Source organism: Polynucleobacter sp. JS-Safj-400b-B2 (genome assembly GCF_018881975.1).
GTDB lineage: Bacteria > Pseudomonadota > Gammaproteobacteria > Burkholderiales > Burkholderiaceae > Polynucleobacter.
This window is the reverse complement of the sequence record NZ_JACVPJ010000001.1, coordinates 116,054-137,345: the sequence shown is the minus strand read 5'-3', so window position 1 is coordinate 137,345 and position 21,292 is coordinate 116,054. Positions and strand designations below refer to the sequence as shown.

The 21,292-nt window shown below is 45.2% G+C and carries 20 protein-coding genes; 9 read left to right on the top strand and 11 right to left on the bottom strand.

Going from position 1 to position 21,292, the window contains the following annotated elements; all coding sequences use genetic code 11:
* Positions 1 to 37 precede the first annotated feature (37 nt).
* Both ICN48_RS00715 and ICN48_RS00710 read left to right on the top strand, forming a co-directional pair.
* Positions 38 to 352: a helix-turn-helix domain-containing protein gene (locus ICN48_RS00715; RefSeq protein WP_370624115.1), complete on the top strand. Its 315-nt coding sequence runs from the start codon at positions 38 to 40 to the stop codon at positions 350 to 352.
* Between the two features lie 217 nt (positions 353 to 569).
* Entirely contained in the window at positions 570 to 1,817 is a 1,248-nt protein-coding gene (locus ICN48_RS00710) for a P-loop NTPase fold protein (RefSeq protein ID WP_216151840.1), read from the top strand.
* A 106-nt stretch (positions 1,818 to 1,923) separates the two neighbouring features.
* Here ICN48_RS00710 and ICN48_RS00705 read toward each other — a convergent pair whose 3' ends face one another.
* Positions 1,924 to 2,352, bottom strand: coding sequence for a hypothetical protein (locus ICN48_RS00705; RefSeq protein ID WP_216151839.1), 429 nt, complete (start codon positions 2,350 to 2,352; stop codon positions 1,924 to 1,926).
* 253 nt (positions 2,353 to 2,605) lie between these two features.
* Here ICN48_RS00705 and ICN48_RS00700 point away from each other — a divergent pair, with 253 nt between their 5' ends.
* A complete protein-coding gene (locus ICN48_RS00700) occupies positions 2,606 to 3,199 on the top strand; it encodes a site-specific integrase (RefSeq protein WP_216151838.1) in 594 nt (197 codons plus the stop codon).
* 45 nt (positions 3,200 to 3,244) lie between these two features.
* Here the strand turns inward: ICN48_RS00700 and thrC are convergent, their stop codons facing one another.
* Genes thrC through glyA form a run of 5 tightly spaced genes read right to left on the bottom strand, consistent with a single transcriptional unit; the run spans position 3,245 to position 8,647 of the window.
* Entirely contained in the window at positions 3,245 to 4,498 is a 1,254-nt protein-coding gene (gene thrC, locus ICN48_RS00695) for a threonine synthase (RefSeq protein WP_216151837.1), read from the bottom strand.
* Between the two features lie 44 nt (positions 4,499 to 4,542).
* Positions 4,543 to 4,971, bottom strand: a complete 429-nt coding sequence (locus ICN48_RS00690; protein ID WP_216151836.1) for a Rid family detoxifying hydrolase — start codon at positions 4,969 to 4,971, stop codon at positions 4,543 to 4,545.
* A gap of 50 nt (positions 4,972 to 5,021) precedes the next feature.
* Positions 5,022 to 6,179, bottom strand: a complete 1,158-nt coding sequence (locus ICN48_RS00685; protein ID WP_216151835.1) for an FAD-binding oxidoreductase — start codon at positions 6,177 to 6,179, stop codon at positions 5,022 to 5,024.
* Positions 6,176 to 7,396, bottom strand: coding sequence for a benzoate/H(+) symporter BenE family transporter (locus tag ICN48_RS00680; protein ID WP_216151834.1), 1,221 nt, complete (start codon positions 7,394 to 7,396; stop codon positions 6,176 to 6,178). Before ICN48_RS00680 ends, ICN48_RS00685 begins: the two co-directional genes overlap by 4 nt.
* Positions 7,397 to 7,405: 9 nt before the next feature.
* On the bottom strand, positions 7,406 to 8,647 hold the full coding sequence (glyA, locus tag ICN48_RS00675; protein ID WP_216151833.1) for a serine hydroxymethyltransferase: 1,242 nt from the start codon (positions 8,645 to 8,647) through the stop codon (positions 7,406 to 7,408).
* A 307-nt stretch (positions 8,648 to 8,954) separates the two neighbouring features.
* On the opposite strand from glyA, the gene ICN48_RS00670 reads away from it, so the two are divergent.
* Entirely contained in the window at positions 8,955 to 9,218 is a 264-nt protein-coding gene (locus ICN48_RS00670; RefSeq protein ID WP_216151832.1) for a helix-turn-helix domain-containing protein, read from the top strand.
* A gap of 42 nt (positions 9,219 to 9,260) precedes the next feature.
* Positions 9,261 to 9,935: a hypothetical protein gene (locus tag ICN48_RS00665; protein ID WP_216151831.1), complete on the top strand. Its 675-nt coding sequence runs from the start codon at positions 9,261 to 9,263 to the stop codon at positions 9,933 to 9,935.
* A 152-nt stretch (positions 9,936 to 10,087) separates the two neighbouring features.
* Here the strand turns inward: ICN48_RS00665 and ICN48_RS00660 are convergent, their stop codons facing one another.
* The 5 genes from ICN48_RS00660 to ICN48_RS00640 are packed head-to-tail and all read right to left on the bottom strand — an operon-like array spanning position 10,088 to position 15,765.
* Positions 10,088 to 10,459 carry a glycine zipper family protein gene (locus ICN48_RS00660; RefSeq protein WP_216151830.1) on the bottom strand — a complete coding sequence of 124 codons (372 nt, stop codon included), beginning with the start codon at positions 10,457 to 10,459 and terminating at the stop codon, positions 10,088 to 10,090.
* A gap of 22 nt (positions 10,460 to 10,481) precedes the next feature.
* Positions 10,482 to 12,962, bottom strand: coding sequence for a DNA internalization-related competence protein ComEC/Rec2 (locus tag ICN48_RS00655; RefSeq protein WP_255539395.1), 2,481 nt, complete (start codon positions 12,960 to 12,962; stop codon positions 10,482 to 10,484).
* A gap of 4 nt (positions 12,963 to 12,966) precedes the next feature.
* Positions 12,967 to 13,803: a TatD family hydrolase gene (locus ICN48_RS00650; RefSeq protein WP_216152060.1), complete on the bottom strand. Its 837-nt coding sequence runs from the start codon at positions 13,801 to 13,803 to the stop codon at positions 12,967 to 12,969.
* Positions 13,804 to 13,814: 11 nt separating this feature from the next.
* Positions 13,815 to 14,510 carry an ABC transporter ATP-binding protein gene (locus ICN48_RS00645; RefSeq protein WP_216151829.1) on the bottom strand — a complete coding sequence of 232 codons (696 nt, stop codon included), beginning with the start codon at positions 14,508 to 14,510 and terminating at the stop codon, positions 13,815 to 13,817.
* Positions 14,503 to 15,765 carry a lipoprotein-releasing ABC transporter permease subunit gene (locus ICN48_RS00640; RefSeq protein WP_216151828.1) on the bottom strand — a complete coding sequence of 421 codons (1,263 nt, stop codon included), beginning with the start codon at positions 15,763 to 15,765 and terminating at the stop codon, positions 14,503 to 14,505. The genes ICN48_RS00645 and ICN48_RS00640 overlap by 8 nt, the downstream gene beginning before the upstream one ends.
* A 67-nt stretch (positions 15,766 to 15,832) precedes the next feature.
* Here ICN48_RS00640 and ICN48_RS00635 point away from each other — a divergent pair, with 67 nt between their 5' ends.
* The 4 genes from ICN48_RS00635 (at position 15,833) to lysS (ending at position 21,267) form a co-directional block, all read left to right on the top strand.
* Entirely contained in the window at positions 15,833 to 16,792 is a 960-nt protein-coding gene (locus tag ICN48_RS00635; protein WP_255539394.1) for a hypothetical protein, read from the top strand.
* A gap of 18 nt (positions 16,793 to 16,810) precedes the next feature.
* On the top strand, positions 16,811 to 18,571 hold the full coding sequence (gene recJ, locus ICN48_RS00630) for a single-stranded-DNA-specific exonuclease RecJ (protein WP_216151826.1): 1,761 nt from the start codon (positions 16,811 to 16,813) through the stop codon (positions 18,569 to 18,571).
* A gap of 34 nt (positions 18,572 to 18,605) precedes the next feature.
* Positions 18,606 to 19,710 (top strand): peptide chain release factor 2 gene (gene prfB, locus ICN48_RS00625; protein WP_216151825.1). Its coding sequence is split into 2 segments (ribosomal slippage): positions 18,606 to 18,677 and positions 18,679 to 19,710, totalling 1,104 coding nucleotides; the frame shifts between segments, so codons are not numbered across the junction.
* 12 nt (positions 19,711 to 19,722) lie between these two features.
* Entirely contained in the window at positions 19,723 to 21,267 is a 1,545-nt protein-coding gene (lysS, locus tag ICN48_RS00620) for a lysine--tRNA ligase (protein ID WP_216151824.1), read from the top strand.
* The last annotated feature ends 25 nt before the right edge of the window (positions 21,268 to 21,292 follow it).

Genomic DNA, 21,292 nt, shown 5'->3' with positions numbered 1-21,292 from the left:
CCTTTCTAAACGCATAGAAAGGCCATAATATCCTATTTTGGGTTATCCGAAAACGGGATTCAAACTGAGATGTCTATCATCAAAATTCATCCTCACTTTGGAACGTTTATACGCGCCCCGCAACCAAAAGCTAAGACAGCATCTACGAGATGCTAGGGAGCGCTTGAATATTACCCAACAGGAACTAGCCAATAAACTAGATCGCCCTCAGTCCTTTGTTTCAAAATTCGAGATCGGCGAACGCCGCTTAGATGTCATGGAATACGTTGATGTTTGTGAAGCCCTATCCATCGACCCCGTTAAATTCTTAGGCCAACTACTTTCGGACGCCGCCAAGAAGAAATGGCTCTGACCATTTTGTCACCTAAAGACAAATAGCCATTGCCCATCATCAAGCCACTCAATTTCTCCGGGCGTTAACTCGTGAATTGGCCCTGCACCGCAACCCAAAAAATCAAAGTTAAATTCACGCCACCGCTTTGTGATGATAGGTAAACACCAAAGCTGAAAGTAAAATACTGACAACAGCGACGAAGGGTAAAACCAATCATACAACCATGGAAAATCACATGACAGAAGATCTGTTAGGCCGAAAAGCGGATGAACATTGTATTAAGTACTGGATACAGAATAATTCGCGCGGGGTCATGGCAATTGATGGAGCGTGGGGCTCTGGAAAATCTTGGTTAGGAAGCAGCCTATACCAACATTATCAAAGTGATGAAACGATAGTGCCAATATGGATAGATACTTTTCAAGCCGACTGGGATGACGACCCTGAAATGGCAATATTTTCAGCTCTCTTCTCTTCGCCCAAACTTCAAGCAATCAAAAATAGAGCAACGAGTATCGCCACCATTAAAGAGGGCTTAGTTAAATGCACGGGCTTAGCAGGCAAACTTATTTTGCAAGCAGCCAGCAAGAAATTCCTTGGGGACGCTGAAGCGTTGGAAAATTTTTCACAAGAGGCGTTGGGTAATTACATCGACAAAAAACTGGAATCCATTAAGACAGAGAAGGAGGCATTAGAACAAATTCGCAAAGCTCTATCTGAAATCGCAAAAGACAATAAAATCATTATCTTTGTGGACGAGCTGGATCGATGCTCACCATCTTATGCGGTAAAGTTTTTGGAACGCATCAAACATCTGTTTAATGCCGATGGGGTGATAATAGTTTTGTTATGGAACGCGGACCAACTGGCATCAAGCCTATCCAAATTCTATGGCAATATAAACGCAGAGTATTTCCAGAAATTCGTTAATTGGAATCACACGCTGTTTAATGTCAGCACTGGACTGGTCAGCTCGGGTGGCTCACCAGTTAGCATGAACAAATTCATCACCCCACTATTGAGCGCATTCAAACTCAAGGCAAATGAGGCGCCATATTACGCAAATTACACGGATGTCTTATTTTTAACGGCGAGGGAGTGCGAACGGTATATTGAAATGATTCAGTATGCGCCGCCCAGCGAGGCTGACAACCCCTTATTCCTTCTTCTTGCAGCATTGAAAGCTAAGAAATTAAAGTTGGTTAAAGATGCCTCTACTGGCGACAGCGAAGCTCTAAAGCAGATTTCACAAACTCTTATAAATTTGAATTTTCATAAAATAGAAAATGCTGAGTTATTTGCATACTTTCAAGATATTCGAAAAATACTTTCAGCCCCACCTAATAGCAATCCAACTGTGCAGGACATGAAGTCAACTTCACTTAAAAATATGTTTGAAGGCAAACCTATTTCTGAATTTATCGTCTTCTATGAAAATACCTTGAGGGCATTATTTATTTCCTATGCTCCAAGACCTCAATAATCACCGCATAAATACTTGTATACGAATTAATTAGTCCAGTGCAAAATATTGAAAGCTAATTGATGTGACCGCCTCCATGAAAGTGAGCCTTGAAATTAAAATGAAATCATTTTCTGGTTGGGTCGGAGGCAAAAGGCATTGGTTTAAATTCTAAGCCCTCTATGTCAATATCCAAATCTTCCAATCTTTTATAGGTAACCGGATTTCGATTGCCCGGCCATTGATTTGGGGCATCAACTTTGGCGTATTCACTAAAAACCAATAATTTCCGCTTGTATGGGCTATTCTTGATCACCTCATCACAATCGACAACTTCCTTCAACTTACCCACCATAAAAGCAGCATGGTGTCGCGCAGTAAGCTGTTTAGGGTCAAAAAGATTTTGATTGTGATTCTGTATGCATACAACATACTTAAAAGTACTGGCGCGCTTGGTATTGATGCGCCAAGCTTGCGACCCACCCTCATTTAATATGGTGTCGAATCCTCTTCCAGTGAGCACAAATATTGCTGAATTTTTATCGCTAGTTTCCATATGCCTATTAATCGCAGACCCATTGAAAGCAATCATTTAATGTCGCACAAAATTCCAAAGCGGTAAAGCCCAACATCTAGGGATATAACTCATGCCGCATTGCGAAATCTCCACCCCAAAATGTTTACTAACTTCAATTTGTAAACATTACTAATAGCCATAAGGCTCTGGCGGTGTACAAGGAAAATTCCGCGCCCTATTATGTTTATAAACCGCTATTTACAGGCACTTTATAAACATTTTGGGAATTTGGATGAAAGAAGGCAAGGCAAAGGTACTCACTGAACAAGAACTACGGCGCACCCTCAGAGTCATTAGCAAGAAACCGCATGCCAAACGCAATACTGCTTTGCTCTGGTGCTCATTTGGCCTTGGCCTGAGAGCAAAAGAATTGGTGAGTCTTCGCGTAGAGCATATTCTGGGCGCAGATGACCGCCTATTGGAGGAGGTCAATTTAAGCTCTGCCATGACCAAAGGATCAAAGCAGCGCTTTGTTTATTTGACCAACTCCAGCCTAATAGAGGCTCTTAATAGCTACCTTGTTGAGCGGCAGGACCAAGAAGGCATCTTGTTTAGCCGCCAAGCAGCGCTTTTCACATCGCAAAAAGGCGGAGCTTTTACGCCCAATACCTTGCAGCAGCTATTTCATAGGATGTATGCCGAAGCAAAAATTCATGGCGCATCAAGCCACTCAGGTCGCAGAACCTTTGCAACCACCCTTATTGAAAAAGGCGCTGACATTAAGGCTGTTTCAAGGTTGATGGGGCACTCGTCTATTTCGATGACGGCTCAATATGTTGAGGACAACCCATTGCGGCTTAAGCAGATGTGCAAAGATTTGTTTTAGAAGAGGCATAAGATAGTTGAATTTGACGGGCGTCAAACTAGGTCTTCAAGGTTTTAAGCGAAATGAACCCGGATCAATTCCTAGGGCACCACTATTCACAAGCCCAGAAATATCTTTAAGGCCACTACCTGTAATTAATACCACCGAAGTTTCCTCAGCGCTGAACGCGCCTAATTTTTTCGCTCCAGCAAAAGCAGCTGCAGCCCCCGGCTCTGCAAATACTCCACTACCACATGCCAAATGAACAACGCCTTCGTATATCTCGGCATCAGAAACTCGAATAAATTGACCTCCGCTATCTTTAATTGCACGCAATGCTTTAATACGGTCTCGGGGCAAAGCCACGCTAATGCTACTGGCGCCAGTTTTTGATTCAATGATTTTCCCGGTATGAGGGCCAATTTCCGCCTCCCAAACCCGGCACATGTAATCACTACCCTGCGCTTGCACTCCAATAATTTTAGGCATGCGGTCAATGCAGTTCATTAGAAAAAGCTCTTGAAAGCCCTTATAAACTGATCCTACGATACAGCCATTTCCAACCGGGACAAATACCTTATCGGGCGCCCGCCACCCCATTTGCTCGCAAATTTCAAACGCAACCGTCTTTTTTCCCTCCGACATATATGAATTAAATCCCGTGCTTCTGTTGTACCAACCATTCTCATTCGACCTTCGATGACACTCATCAAATGCTTCGTCATAACCCCCGCTGACTTCAATTACTGTCGCACCATAGGCTTTAATCTGAGCTAATTTTTCTCGAGGGGCCTTAGATGGCGCAAAAATTATGCACTCAAGATTTTGGGTTGCGCACATGCACGCCAAAGCAGCTGCGGCATTACCTGTACTGGCAGCACTAACCGTACTAAACCCTTGGTTAACAGCCATAGCTACCGCTAAAGCACTCGCGCGATCCTTTAAAGAGCCGCTTGGGTTTCTACTGTCATCCTTAATTAATACCTGACCGCATCCTGAATGCTCAAACTCATATAACGGAGAGCCCCCAGTATGCAAATTTAACCTAAGAGGGCGCTGCACAGGCAAAAGAATTTGATACCTCCACATATCAAATCTATCGCACTCCTTTAGGGAGTTCATAAATGTAGCGCCTAAAACGTCATAGTTATAGATCACATCAAAAGAACCGCTTAATTCACATACGGGGCAGCAATAACTAATGCTTAAGGGCTCATATTCGCGAAGACAATTAAGACACCTCAAGGCCATAACTCGACTTATGTTATTGCCTGTCTGAAGATTTCCATTGAAGTTCTTGCGTGCTAAGATGGTTTGCATCAATATCTTTCCTTATTCATTGAATCCCCTATCAAAGTAGCTTTCTAAATTTTCTCCATAACCATAATTGCGTCAATGGCGACCAAAGTATTTCGAGCAAGATTGGCTGCTCCTACTGTTGTCCTAGCTGGATATGGCTTGGAAAAATACTCGGCCATTATTGAGTTCATTGTCTGAAACTTGGAGATGTCCGTTATATAAACGGTGACCTGAACGATATCCGCTAAACTGCCACCACAACCTTTTGCCATTACTTCTAAATTGCTAAAAGTTTGGCGAACCTGCCCCTCAAAACCACCTAAAGCAACTTCCCCCGTTTCAGGAACCACGGGTGTTTGGGCTGCCAGGAAAATCATGTTACCTACCTTTATTCCCTGAGAATATGTTCCCAGCGGTTCAGGTGCTTTATCCACAAAAATTACTTCTTTTGATTCTGAGCTTTGCCCAACAATATTTTTCACATCTGCATTCATAGCTTTTCCCTTTTTGTTAATTAAAAAATTAGTTGTTACATAAGATCAAACTATTTCAGGTCCTCAACTGAAATTGTCTTTCCATATCCTGATGTGATGCTTCTGGATGGTGTGGCAACCGCCAAATTGATTTCCAACAACTCTGTTGGGATGGAAGAGTTAGCAGCATATGATGCGCACAATTTTCCAACCATTGGCGCCGTTTGAATGCCATAACCGCCAAGAGCGGCGCACCAAATAAACCCCTCAACATTGGAATCGGCACCTAACAATGGCGATCTGTCTGGAACAAAAACCCTCAATCCAGCCCACCGATTCATAATTTTTTTAGGGCGCAACATAGTCGATGACTCCAGTCGATCCATAGTGATTGCAACGCCCATCTCATCGGCAATTGCATCACTTGGCTCAACTAATGTTTCGTCACATGGGGACACCATAAGACGCCCAACATCTGGCTTTAAAAAGATTTGTTCATCGACCGTTCCAATATATGGACAGGCGTCAACGTTAAACTCGGGATCTATCACAACAACCGTGCGCTGCAAAGGCTGAATACCAAGGGGTTTTGTGTGGCACCTCTGCGCCAATACATCTGCCCATGCTCCAGCAGCATTAATAATTACACCAGCTTGAATTTTTTCACCATTACTCAATGCAATTGACCAAGATGTCGAGACTCTAATTGCCTCAATGACCTCAGCCTGCGTCTTGATTACGCCACCATGTTTTCGAATATTGCGACAAAATGCCGTATGAATTGCATGCACATCCAAATCAAAAGCACTTTTTTCATACATTCCCGCAATCCATTTATCAGATACAAATGGCGCCATCTCCATAAATTGATTGCGATCTAATATTTCAACACTGGGAACAATTTGCTTTACGACTTCATGTCGAAGTTTTAATTTCGCAAAACTTTTTTCATCGGACAAAATTAATGCCCCACGCGGAGAACATAGAGGATCTGCCGTTATATCTGAAGGTGGGTTCTCAAAGAATTCCCGAGAAGCGCAAGTTAGCTTGCGTATTAATTCATTCCCATAGCTCTCCATCGAAATGGCCGCTGACCTTCCCGTGGTGTGATACGCCAAACTTGATTCACGCTCCAAAAGAAGCACTGAGCCTATTTTTGCAAGTTCGCTTGCTGTTGACGCTCCAGCAATTCCGCCACCCACAACTACAAAGTCATATACATTGTTCATGCGATCTCCTGAGGAGATTTTTTGCTGCTTGACCAATTTTTATGCAAAATAAAGTAAGCCAAGCAACCAATACCCAATCCCCAAAACGCAGAACCCATGCCTAGAAAGTGCATTCCTGATGCTGTAGCTAGAAATGTAATCACACTCGCATCTCGATGGCCTTCATCGGCCACCATTCCAACTATTCCCGAAGTAATCGCACCAATCAGAGCTAAGCCCGCCAAAGTTGCTATTAACTCCTTTGGTAATGCAGAGAATAAAAGTGCTATAGCGCCACCAAACAAACCTATGAGGATATAAATCAGCCCACAAAATATGCCTGCAACGTAGCGTTTTGCCGGATCTTCATTTGCCTCTTTCCCAGTACAAATCGCGGCGGTAATGGCAGCCAAATTTACGCCATGCGACCCAAATGGGGCCAATAAAAAGGATGCAATACCAGTGGTTGTGATGATTTCTTTGGCTCGTACTTTATAGCCCGATGCCCTCATTACCGCCATGCCAGGCACAAATTGCCCCGTCAGGGAAACTATTGCAAGCGGCAATCCCATATTGAGCACTGCAGTCCATGACCACTCAGGGATCACAAATATTGGTGTCACAAGATCTAGTGTCACCTCAGATATATGCGTCTTGTCGGCAAGCATTGCAGCCACTATACCGACAATCATTACCCCAGCTATTGCATACCTTGGGCTTGCTCGTTTTACTGCAATATATGCACCTATCATCACCAAAACCAAGATTGGGTTTATTGATATCGAAGAAAATACTTCCATCCCAAAGCGCAATAAGATCCCCGCCAAAAGCGCTGCTGCAATTCCCTTTGGCATACGCTCCATTACACGATCAAATGCACCACTAAACCCAATAATTACAATCACCAAGGCGCTTGCTAAATACGCGCCGATTGCCTGCGGATAAGGTGTATGCGGCAATAAGCCAATTAACAAAGCTGCGCCTGGAGTAGACCATGCAGTAATTACTGGCACCTTTAATCTCCAACTCAATATCAAGCCTGTTAGACCGCTCCCAATTGAAATAGCCCATATCCATGAAGATGTCATTTGTGTTGATAGGCCGGATAATTTTGCCGCTTGAAACACAATAACCAATGGTCCTGCGTATGAAATTAATACTGCCAGCAAGCCTGCTATGAATGCGGAAATAGATACATCATGTCGAAACTGTCGCAACTGTCGTAACTGTTTTTGCATTATTAGGCCTTATAAATAAACGGGATGGGTGGCACAGAGCGCCCTGACTTCTTCACGCACTGCATTAATTGCACCAGCGGGATCGCCAAGCAAATCCGCAACTAGATGCGCCACCCGCTCAGACTCAGCCTCCCTAAACCCTCGAGTCGTAATTGCAGGAGTCCCAAACCTAATTCCACTGGTTATCATTGGTCGCTCTGGATCATTTGGAATAGAGTTTTTATTACAAGTAATTCCAACCGATCCCAAAAGTTGCTCGGCCGCCAATCCTGTGGTATTTTTCGAACGAAGATCTACAAGCATCATGTGACTTTCCGTTCTTCCCGATACGATTCGCAAGCCTCTCTCAATTAAGGTGGTAGCCATCGCCTCAGCATTCTTAAGAATCTGCGCTTGATACCCCTTAAAACTTGGCTGCAGCACTTCCTTGAAGGCTACCGCCTTGCCTGCAATTACATGCATCAGTGGTCCACCTTGCATGCCAGGAAAAATTGCTGAATTTACTTTTTTCTCAAATTCAGATTTCATCAAAATGAAGCCGCCTCTTGGCCCCCTTAACCCTTTATGGGTTGTAGATGTGACAAAGTCTGCATAAGGAACTGGATTTGGATATAGTCCGGCTGCTATAAGCCCGGAATAATGCGCCATATCAACCAATAAATAGGCGCCAACTTCTTTGGAAATTTTTGAAAACCGCTCAAAATCGATTCTCAATGAATATGCAGATGCTCCAGCAATAATTAGTTTCGGCCTTCTTGCTCTTGCCAACATTTCCATGGCCTCATAATCAATTTCTTCTTGTGCATTTAGGCCGTAACTAGATACCTTGAACCACTTCCCGCTAATGTTTAAAGGCATGCCATGCGTTAAATGACCACCTTCATTTAGACTCATCCCCAAAATTTCATCGCCAGGATTTAGGGCCGAAAAAAATACGGCTTGATTTGCTTGTGACCCAGAGTGGGGTTGCACATTGGCTGCTTCTGAGCCGAAAATATCTTTTAATCGAGAAATGGCTAATTTCTCCACCTCATCAACTATTTCACAACCGCCGTAATACCTTTTTCCTGGATAGCCCTCTGCATATTTATTGGTTAGTTGCGACCCAACAGCCTGCATCACTGCGCGTGAAGTGTAATTTTCAGATGCAATTAATTCAATATGCTCCTCTTGTCGACGATTTTCCAGCTCGATTAAGGCCGCAATCTCACCGTCGATTGCTTCAATGTATTCACGCCCCTGCTTAAACATTTAATGCCCCTTGATAGTTACATTTGTTAAATAGAGGTTGGATTATTTACTATGTCAATGATCTTTGTCAACTAAATAAAATTTAGTTTAATAATAAAGTTGTCGCATCAGCCCTCAGTCGCAATATTCAATCCAAAAGCTCACAAGGACATCTGTCAACCCTTGCGGCCAGATCGCAATATTGCTCACACTCTTCTGGCAATGATTTACCCCAATTTTCTATATCCCTCATTTATGGGGCTTTTTGATAATTTTGCAGCTTAATCACCACTGGCTCAAAACGAGGACATGCAGAACTGACATCGACATGCCAAGACGTATTGCCAAAACCTCTCGCCCTGTTGGACGCCCCCGCAAGCGGCGCTCTATCCGCGAGGTATTGGCTACCAATATGGTGAGGTTGCGCCATGAGCTAGAGTGGTCCCAAGAAGACTTGGCGTTTGAGGCAGACTTACACCGAACCTTTATTGCCCATGTGGAGCGGCAAGTACGCAACATCTCTTTAGACAATGTCGAGAAGATTGCCGATGCTCTAGGCGTAGGGGTTTCAGAGCTTCTTACTACTTTCTAAGTCTAAAATGGATTTCTTTTAAGCAGGCCAACGGATGTCAAAATGCAACAAATTATTACTCCAAGAAACGCGATAACACTAGTTCTCACAGCGAAATCAAAGGATTTTCGACTCAAGCTTTACGAGACCACATTTCAGATGGTATGTTTTATTGGGGCTATTGGTTTATTGAGTCTTGGTTCGATTGTGGGTGTCATTTTCCGCAACATACCGTCCTGCAAGCCGCTGGGATGGGTCGCATTAATATTAATCTCGCTATCATCCATTGCCGCAATGGCTTACAACATTTCCCAACTGATACCAGACGTTGCCAAGTTAAAAAATCCAGAAAAAGAGGCTTCAAGCCCGCTACTTAAAGATTTTAATGATGATATGGATTTAATTAACGGCCTCGCAAAATCATTTGAAACCCATCATTTGAGTTATGCCAAGGTCATGTACGCCAATATGGCTCGCCAGATGCGTGAGAGAATTGGTCTACTTGTTGGCTCACTGGACAAAGTTGGTCTTATTCCCATCTTTTTAACCGCCTATCTTTCATACGCGAAAGCGATCAAGGAAGGCATCGCTTTTGGGCCAGTAGAGTGGATCTCCATCGCATTAGTCTTACTCTATCTATTCGCCATCAGGATGGTTTCAACAGCCCAATGGATGGAATCGATCTCCGAGATTTACGACCATGCCATTATGATCAAAACCAGCTCTAAACAAGATTAGGATGGGCGTATGCAAAACTTAAAGCAATGTACAAATCGCTCCCCCGCAACCAAGAATTACGTACTAAGCCCTTAATTTTTAAGGGCTTTTTGCTTTTCTGGGGCGTTAAAAAAGCCTGATTTCTCAGGCTTTTGAGCTATATCAGGGTAGTTTTAGTTCAACACCTTATAGCCGCGCCCACTTAAACACCTCTTAACAACTGCCTCTTGGGCTTGATTCCCAGTAAATGCACCGCCAGCTCCGCCAATGACAGCGCCTGCTCCAGCAGCCTGTGCAATTCCTGACCCGTTACCGCCAGTTACCAGCCCCAACAAACCGCCCACCACTGCGCCAGCACCTGCCCCTTTCGCGGCTGTAGAGCCCATGCCCGATTGTTGTTGGGCATAGTTTTGGCAATCTTTGAGATCACTCTCATAGCTAGCCTCATTTACACCCTTCATATCGACCAAGGGGCGCACATTTGCTCCAGCGCATCCGACTGTTACGACGATAACCAGAGAGCAAAGGGCGAGCAGCTTATTCATATGCAAATCCTTTTATTTGAGTTCACATCATTCGATGCCATATTCGTTTTATATCATGCCTCCAAAATTGTGTCGAAGACTTTGCATTATTTTTAAATAACCAAGTCTGCGCTCCCGTTTGAGGGGTTTGATAAAAAGGAATATCCAAATTTTTATATCGTGCAGTCACATCTGGGTGTGGATGACCATATCGATTTCGATAACCATTTTGTGCGAAAGCCTGATGAGGCTCTAATCTTTTTAGGAGCGCTAAAGATGAGGATGTTTTGCTGCCATGGTGCGGGGCCATAAATAGCAATTCCCTATCACCAATTTCTCTCAGCATTAACTCATCTAAGCGCTCAGTAATTTCAGCCTCACCTTGCTTCTCAACATCGCCCGTCAACCATACCGAACTCTGTTGATTTCTGACCTCAAGCACACAGCTCATTTCATTGGGTTTTCCAGGGTATTGATCTGAAAATACCGACTCTGAATTAGGGTGCCAAATTACAAAATCCACCCCATCCCACGTCCAGCGCTGACCAAAGCGACAGGGGATAGCAGGAATCTTTCTTGCTCGCAAATTTTGTAGTAATGGATTGTGGCTGGGCAAGGACCCCATCATTGAATCAAATCGAATGTGCTTTAAAAGTGTTGCCGCCCCTCCTACATGATCGCTATCACTATGACTAATAATCATCCGATCAACCTGATCAATTCCTCTGCCGCGTAGATAAGGAAGAATGACTCTCTGCCCTGCATCATCTTTCTTGCCTTGAATGGGTCCAGTGTCATATAGCAATCTTCTATTGGCAGTCTCAATGAGAACTGCAGTACCTTGGCCAATATCTAAAACGCTCACCCTAAATTCTCCTTGAGAGAGTTCGGCGCTACTAATTAATGTAGTTGGCCAAATAAATAAGGGGGCAGATAGAGCAATAGCAAGCAACCTTCGCTTCCACGATTCGCCAATCTCCCCCGGACGAATGGCATACACAATTCCAGCCCCAGAAAGAACGAGCATCCACCACTCTGGCTGCTTTGACCAAATAACAGCCCAACTCCAACCAGCCATCCACTCAAGTGCAATTCCTAAATATTCCATAGATGCATGGGCTGGCCATAAAAGCCATCTGCCAATAAATTCCGGGAGCAATGCCCCAGCGATTGCCAGCGGTGTCACAACATAACTAACCAGTGGAATGGCAAATGCATTAGCCAATGGCGAAACAACAGAAACTTGATAAAACCAATACAAAGTAAATGGTAGTAATGCTAGTGTGACCACAGCTTGCACGCGACACGCTTCACGCAACGCTTGGAACATGCGTAGCATCCAATGCACTTCTAGTTCTTTCCCGGTAGGGATGCCTAACAAATCAGACGAGTTACCCATGGCATACAGAATGGCAGCTACCGCCCCAAAAGATAGCCAAAAGCCAGGGGTATAGGCAGCCATAGGATCAAGCAGCAATACAAAAGCAAGTGCCCACCACCAAATATCAAATGATCGGGGATTTCTGCCGGTCCATAAAGCAAATGCTACGACTCCAACCATATACATGGTTCTTTGCGCTGGAATCTGAAAGCCTGCCAACCAGGCATAGATGAATGCAGTCAAAAATCCAGAGGCTGCTGCAACCTTACCTACCGGAGCAATTAGAGGCCATGTACGTCGACGCCAGATAAACGCAGCGAGAGAAGCACCAATACCCGCCAACATGGTGACATGAAGTCCTGATATTGAAATAAGGTGCCCAATACCTGTTGCATTAAATACTTGCCAATCATCTTGATTAATAGCATTTTGATCACCCATTACTAGCGCAACTAAAACCCCTACATACCGCGCATCGCTTGGTAGCATTGCTTGAATCTTTTGACGTAAATGCCAGCGGGCAAGCTCCATACGCAACTCAAACTCTGTCCAGGCAATATCTTTATCTAGTAGCAACTCTCCTGTCCTGATTGAGCCGCTAGCGCCAAAGTCCTGATGAAAGGACCAGAGTTCAAAATCAAAGGTATAGGGATTTAGAGATCCATAAGTGCGCTTTAGCTTTGCTTTGAATTTCCAGCGTTGTCCAGGAATAACATCGGGAATTGCTTGGGGATTTCTCCAGGCGGGCTGCCAACTTAAGTAAATTCTTTTTGGTGAATTGTTGAGGCACTCATTTCCTATGCTCGCTTTATCTATCTCAAAAGCAAACTTGGCGCCGGATGAACTACTTTGTGGAAGCGCTGCTACCCTTCCCTCAAGAATTAAATCCTTTCCCTCTAACTCTACGGAAAGAATATTGTTCAAGCGATATTCTGCATATCGAGCGTTCCATGCAAACCCTATGGTAAATAGCAAACCAAGTACCGCAAACTTTTTGAAGTGAGATTCTTGAGCAATTAAATAGGATGCTAATAAACAAGGGGTGGCGACTGCGATGCATACAAACAACCAATACTCTGGCACTTGCGGCAAAAAGAGAAGGAGTGATCCCCCGGCGATAAACGCCGTAATAGCTAAGCGCAAAGATTTAAGAGGCTAAATTAAAGCTTGGAATATCTGCACATAATGCAGACCAGCGAGGCAATGCCTGCATAGCATTACGCCAAACAGCAGAAGCAAATTCAGCCTCGCTGATACCCCTAACCAAGGCAAGTTCTTTTGCAATTCTCGGCAGAAAAGCGGGCTCATTAAAAGCAATACCCTCTTCCCTGAGCCATGCAGGTGGAATATCGGGAGCATCGGTTTCAGTAACAATACTATCTAGCGGCAGCTCTTTTAAGAGCCTACGGATTTGAAGGGCTCGCTCATAAGTAGCCGCACCACCAAAGCCTAACTTAAATCCAAGTTCGATAAATTGATCCGCCTGCTGAAAACTACCATTAAAAGCATGCGCGATACCGCCAGGAATATTGCGACGACGTAAGGACTTCAGAATGGCATCTTGCGAGCGCCGGACATGCATGATCACTGGTAATTGATATTTCTGGGCCAAGTCTAATTGCGCATTAAAAAAGAATTCTTGCTTATGTGGATCCAAATTTTCTACAAAATAATCCAAGCCAATTTCACCAACACCAACAAATCGAGGGTCGGAAAGTGATTGAATAATGTGTTTCTCAAGAATTTCGATGTCGCTCTCTTGGGATTGATTCGTGTACAAGGGATGTATCCCAAGCGTATAAACTAGTCCAGGAATTATTTGACTGAATTGATGAGTGAGTGCTTTTACGCTAGTACAGTCAGCCGCCTTTACCGCTGGCAACAGAATTGCTTTGACCTTGTGCTGGGTAGCTCTCTGAATAATTGCATTGAGTATGTCTGCAAACTCAGGAGCATCTAGATGGCAATGGGTATCGATCCACATGGGATGCCCACTCACACTGAAAACGTCTTTAGTACTCCACGCTCTAAATGCAAAATACGATCGCAACGTTTAGCGCGTACTGGATCATGAGTCACGATCACAAAGGCCGTTCCTTGATCACGAGCAATATCTAGCATCAAATCAAAAACTCCATCAGCAGTCTCGGTATCCAAATTACCCGTTGGCTCATCCGCTAGAACACAGGCCGGATTACCCACCAAGGCTCGAGCTACAGCAACACGCTGACGCTCTCCACCGGATAGCTCTCCAGGAGTATGAAGTTCACGCGCAGCCAAGCCAACTGCTTTAAGCATCTTGCTGGCACGATCCATAGATTCATCATTGCCCAAGCCACGAATACGCAAAGGTAATGCCACGTTTTCTGCAGCACTAAATTCATCTAAGAGATGATGGAACTGATAAATAAACCCGAGGCTATGGTTACGAAGCTGATCTAGTTGCTTGACTGATAAGTTGCTCAAATGAGCGCCCGCCAAAATGACAGAACCAGCACTTGGGCTATCTAAACCACCTAATAAGTGCAGCAAAGTACTCTTACCAGACCCCGAAGAGCCAACAATAGCGACTTTCTCTGATGGAGAAACATCTAAATCGATATCTTTAAGAACCTCAACTGCAGTAGGGCCTTGACCATAGGTCTTAGCTAAACCTCTCGCCTTGAGTACTAACTGATCTAAATTACTCATAACGCAGAGCCTCCGCAGGCTGAACTTTTGCAGCACGACGACTTGGGTAAAGCGTAGCCAAGACCGAGAGGCCAAAAGCCATTAAACCCACCGTCAGCACATCACTTGCCCTCACATCTGATGGTAACTCGCTAATGAAATACACTTCACGCGGCAAGAACTGCACCCTGAAGATAGCCTCAATTACCGGCACGATGACATCAATGTTTAGCGCAATCAATAAACCTAAGGCAACACCAACCAAAGAACCAAGAAGTCCAATTGCCAATCCTTGAATTAAAAATATTCTCTGTATTAATCCAGGGCTTGCGCCCATGGTTCTCAGTATCGCAATATCTGCCTGCTTCTCATTGACCGTCATTACGAGCGTAGACACTAAGTTAAATGCAGCCACGGCAATAATCAAAGTTAGGATGATGAACATCATTTTTCTTTCGGTCTGAACTGCTGCAAACCAATTGCGGTTTGATCTTGACCAGTCAGTAACCCAAAGTGCCTGTGGAACAATGCCTGCTAACTCATTAGCGATCTCAGGAGCCCGTTGCATATCATCTACTTTAACGCGTAGGCCAGATGGATCACGCAAGCGCAATAAGGCAGCAGCGTCTTGCCAGTGCATGATGGCCAATGAGCTGTCGTACTCATAGTGGCCGCTATCAACAATGCCCACCACCTGCAGAGTTCGCATCCGTGGCATTGCACCAGCCGGAGTTAAATCACTTTCAGGAACAATTAAATTAATGCGATCCCCAACATGTGCGCCAACCATCGCTGCAAGTTGTGCGCCTAGAGCAACCCCAAAATTCCCTGGCTTGAGATCATCAATATTGCCCGCAACAAATTGTTTTGGTAAATCCGAAACCTTACCTTCTTCGCTCGGCAAGATTCCCCGAATGGCTACGCCACGCATCATGCCTTCACGACTTAATAATCCTTGTGAACTCACCATCGGCGCTACCCCAACAACGTGAGGTTGAGATGCAATCTTCAGAGCTAGAGGCTCCCAATTTGCCAAACCATCAGGTGCAGTGATTTCCACATGGGACAACACCGACAACATGCGGTCGCGTACTTCTTTCTGGAAACCATTCATCACCGACAAAACCACAATCAGTGAAGCAACCCCTAAGGCGATGCCGGCGGTGGAAATCCCAGAAATAAAGGATAGGAAGCCATCACGCCTTCCTACCGTCTTGCGACGCTTGGATCGGGTGTAGCGCAGGCCAATTTCTAGCTCTATAGGAAGTCTCAACATAGTCACAGTTTAGTGAATAGCGCGGACAAACTGATGGAATATCTAAATGCCACCTAAAATCAGGGGAATGACTGCAAATTCCACCCCCTCCAAAGCTGCACTGAGACGCTTTACCCTGATGCTTTCTGGGGAAGATGTCTTGGATGAGCTCGATAGCAGGGTTGGTCCAAGCCAAGGACTACCTCATGAGCGCTTTTTGCTTGGGAAATTAGTCCCCCTAGCTCCCGTTTTACTACTTGGGCAATCCAATCAATTCGTTGATCCTACCCAAGTTATTGCCTGCCTTCAACCAGTTCATCTGCATGCTACGCGAGATCACCTTATTTTGATGGGGCAAAACCAGATCGATCTGACAGCAGAAGAATCTGATCGGCTACTCAAAGCAGCACTACCTTTTATTGAAGAAGATTTTCAAGGCCCTGTACTTTTTCATGATCGGCATTATTGGTTTGTTCCTGCCGGTCCATTTTCAAGCTTAGCAACCTACAGCGTAGACCAAGCACATGGACGCAATATTGATTGGTGGATGCCTAGAGATACTGACAAAGAAGGTATTGCTAAACTTTGGCGAAAACTCCAGAATGAAATTCAGATGCTCTGGCATATTGGCCCAGTTAATGAAGAGCGTGAACAACGTGGCATGCCTAGCATCAACTCAATCTGGGTTAGCGGAATTGGCAGGCTTGAGGATGTACAAATACCTACGTTACTAAAACAATCACAGCACCTAATAGGTCCGCACCCCATACTGGCTGGCCTAGCGAAGCTATTCAGCATTCCGCATGAAATTACTTTAGATGATCAAAATCTAACCGGCGCTTTTGCTTGGCTTGAACAACCTCAGTTAGCATGGCAACAATTAAGTGCAGCACTACGCGACAAGCAATTGGATGAAGTAGTCATCATTGACTTTCCCAAAGGAAAAGTTCGTGAACGCGTCTTCGCTGCTAAAGACCTCAATAAAAAATCATGGGCATTCTGGAAAAAGTCAGAGCCGCTGACTTGGAAAGAAATTAGTCAGACATGAGTTACGCATGAGTTTTGTATGAGCCTATTTTCCCAGCGCCCTTTTTCAGAACGTACAGCCACCTGGTTGGCGCAGAGCGGCTTACATCCGCTACTAGCTAGACTCTATGCCGCTCGAGGTCTGCAATCCCCTGAAGAGCTTTCTCTTGATTTAAAGCAACTGCTTTCACCAGTTGAACTAAAGAATTGCATCAGTACCGCCTGTTTACTTGCAGATATTCTTGAGAAAAATGAGCCGATGCTGATCGTTGCAGACTATGACTGCGACGGCGCCACCGCTTGCGCTGTAGGACTTCGAGGCTTACGAATGCTAGGTGGCCCGCAAACTCGGGTTCAGTTTCTGGTTCCCAATCGCTTCACGATGGGATATGGTCTTACGCCTGAAGTTGTGGATTTAGCCGCACAACAAAATCCGAAACCTAAATACCTCATCACCGTGGACAACGGCATTGCAAGCGAAGCTGGTGTTGATCGTGCCCGTGAGCTAGGCATGGAAGTTATTGTGACTGACCACCATCTTCCTGGAGACCGTTTACCTAAAGCGCTTGCTATCGTAAATCCCAATCAACCCGGTTGCGGTTTTCCGAGCAAAGCACTTGCTGGTGTTGGTGTGATGTTTTATATGCTGGTTGCATTGCGTGCAGAACTTCGTAAACGTGGAAAATTTACCAATGAGACTCAGCCTAAAGTAGAGAATCTCCTCGACCTAGTCGCTTTAGGAACTGTTGCTGACGTAGCGCAACTCGATCGCAATAATCGAGTATTAGTTTTTAATGGCCTAAAGCGTATTCGCGCTGGGATATCACAACCAGGCATTCAGGCACTGTTTCAGGCTGCAAACCGCGACCCGCGCAAAGCCAACACCTTCGATCTGGGCTTTGCTATCGGTCCCAGACTCAATGCTGCTGGTCGTCTAGCAGATATGACCTTAGGCATTCGCTTACTCATTTCGGATAACGTCGACGAAGCGATAACTTTGGCCCATGAACTTGATCGCATTAATCGTGAAAGACGTGTGATTGAAACAGGGATGCAGGAAACTGCTCTCTCCCATCTTGCCGAAGATCAACTTGATGGCACCATGTCTGAGCGCAATAGCATTTGTATGTGGAACCCAGAGTGGCATCAAGGTGTTGTTGGTATTGTTGCCTCCCGACTGAAAGAACGATTTAATCGACCGGCAATTGTGTTTGCTCCTGCCGATGGCAGTACCGGCGAAGAGTTGCGTGGTTCAGGTCGCTCACTTACGGGCTTTCATCTAAGGGATGCTCTAGATCTAGTTTCAAAACGTGAGCCTGGACTGATTCTGAAATTTGGTGGTCATGCAATGGCTGCAGGCTTAACCATTCGGAAAAGTGATTTTGAGAAGTTTGATACCTGCTTTCAGAAGGTGGCATCTGACTTGCTGACTGACGAGTTGCTAGAGCGGCGCCATGCTCATGATGGTGCTTTGGATCTGTCGGAATTCACCCCCGAAATCGGCGACTTGCTCGCTGAAGAGATTTGGGGCCAAGGCTTCCCTCAGCCGGTTTTCTACGGAGAATTTGAGATTGCCCAGCAAAGCCTCATGAAAGAGAAGCATTTACGACTGATGGTTCGCCCCGTTGGAAGTTCTGAAATCAAGGCAACTGACAAACCAATTACCGCTGTTTGGTTCAACCGCACGCAAAGCCTGCCGGCTAAAGCTAAATTAGCCTACCGCCTAGTTACCGACCGCTATCAGGGCCAAGCCAGAGTACAGCTCATGATTGAAGCCCATGATGAGACAGACACCCCCTGAGGGTAGGGTGCAATAACCCCCTTATAATTAGGGGATGGAAGCTGAACAACTAAATACTATTTCGAATACCTTGTCTGATCTGCTCACCCGTGAGCAAGCTCTTCGGGGGTATCTTTGACTTCGACGTAAAGTCACGTCGCCTTACCGAAGTAAATTCAATTCTGGAAGATCCCACTATTTGGGATGATCAAAAGAAAGCGCAGGCGCTGGGCAAAGAAAAGAAATTGCTCGATGGCGTAGTAGCTACTCTTACTGATCTCAATACCAATATTACTAGCGCACTTGAGCTGTTTGACATGGCTAAAGAAGAAAGTGATTTTGAAACTATCGGCGCGATTGAGCAAGATGTTGAAAGTTATAGCAAGATTATTGGCGACCTAGAGTTCCGCCGCATGTTCCATAACGAGATGGATTCATGTAATTGTTTTATCGATATTCAAGCTGGTGCTGGTGGTACGGAAGCCTGTGACTGGGCTAGCATGCTCTATCGCCAATACCTCAAGTATTGCGAGCGCAAAGGTTACAAAACAGAAATTCTCGAAGAATCCGATGGTGACGTTGCTGGTATTAAGAGCGCGACCATTAAGGTCGATGGTGAATATGCCTACGGTCACCTGCGTTCAGAAACAGGGGTGCATCGCTTAGTGCGCAAATCTCCTTTTGACTCCTCCAATGGTCGCCATACTTCGTTTGCCTCTATTTATGTTTATCCAGAGATTGATGACTCTATTGAGATCGACGTCAATCCTGCCGACATTCGAACAGATACCTATCGCGCTTCCGGTGCCGGAGGTCAGCACATCAATAAAACCGACTCAGCTGTCCGTTTAACCCATATCCCAACTGGGATAGTGGTGCAATGTCAGAACGACCGTAGCCAACACCGTAACCGCGCTGAAGCGATGAGCATGCTTAAGTCCCGCCTTTACGAGCACGAGATGCAAAAGCGCCGCGCTGAGCAAGACAAATTAGAGGCTAGTAAAACTGATGTAGGCTGGGGTCATCAGATTCGCTCCTATGTTTTGGATCAAAGCCGCATTAAAGACTTACGAACTAACGTCGAAATCTCTAATACCCAAAAAGTATTGGATGGAGATTTGGATGCCTTTATTGAAGCCAGCCTGAAGCAAGGCGTTTAATTAATCACGAATATGAACGATAAAACGAATTTACCCCCTGTTGCCGAAGCAGTTGATGAAAATCACATCATTGCAGAGCGCCGTGAAAAACTTGCCAAACTTCGCGCTGGTGGCATTGCCTTTCCAAATGACTTTGTTCCCACTCATTTAGCCGCTGACCTGCATACCCACTATGACAGCTTAACTAAAGAAGAATTGGCTGAGAAGAAGGTTCACGTCAAAGTAGCGGGACGTATGGTTCTCAAGCGTGTCATGGGTAAAGCGAGCTTCGCCACTATTCAAGATCGCAGCGGTCAGATTCAGTTCTATATCAATGATGAGCTTAGCGGAGCGGATGTTCATGGCGCCTTTAAACATTGGGATATGGGTGACTTCATTTCTGCTGAAGGCAACCTCTTTAAGACCAATAAAGGTGAATTGTCTGTTGAGTGCAGTAATTTACGCCTGCTCAGCAAATCATTACGTCCATTGCCAGACAAGTTCCACGGCTTATCAGATCTAGAGACTAAATACCGCCAACGGTATGTAGACCTCATTGTTAATCCAGAAAGTCGCAATACTTTCAAGGCACGCAGCAATGCTATTGCTTCATTACGCCGCCATATGTTGGATGCTGACTTTATGGAAGTAGAGACGCCGATGCTCCACCCAATCCCAGGTGGTGCAGCAGCTAAACCATTTATTACCCATCACAACGCACTCGACATGCAAATGTTCTTGCGTATTGCTCCTGAGCTCTACCTCAAGCGTTTGGTAGTTGGCGGTTTTGAGCGTGTCTTTGAAATCAATCGCAACTTCCGCAACGAGGGCGTAAGCCCACGTCATAACCCTGAATTCACCATGATGGAGTTCTATGCGGCCTATACAGACTATCGTTGGTTAATGGATTTCACGGAAGGCTTGATTCGTGCGGCGGCAATGGATGCACAAGGTACTGCTGTTTTAACTCACCAAGGTCGTGAGCTTGATTTGAGCAAGCCATTCCAACGCTTGACGATTACCGAAGCTATCCTTAAGTACTGCAGTCAGTCTGGCAAGAGTTATGAAGCTTCTCAATTGGATGACATCAACTTCATTCGCTCAGAATTGAAAAAAGGTGGCGAGAATCCAGATGCCCCCACCCTCAAGAATGCAGGTATTGGCGCACTTCAACTCGCACTCTTTGAATTAGTGGCCGAAGAACACCTTTGGGAGCCAACGTACATCATCGATTACCCAATTGAAGTCAGTCCACTCGCTAGAGAATCCGATACCCGCCCAGGTATTACCGAGCGCTTCGAACTCTTTATTACTGGTCGTGAAATTGCTAACGGATTCTCCGAGTTAAACGATGCCGAAGATCAAGCTAATCGCTTCCGCAAGCAAGTAGAACAAAAAGAAGCGGGCGATGAAGAAGCGATGTACTTTGATCATGACTTTATCCGCGCTCTCGAATACGGGATGCCCCCAACTGGCGGCTGCGGTATCGGTATCGATCGTTTAGTGATGCTGCTGACAGATGCACCTAACATTCGTGACGTGATTTTGTTCCCGCACTTGCGTCGCGAAGAAGAGTAATCATTCTTGAAATAAACAAAAGGCA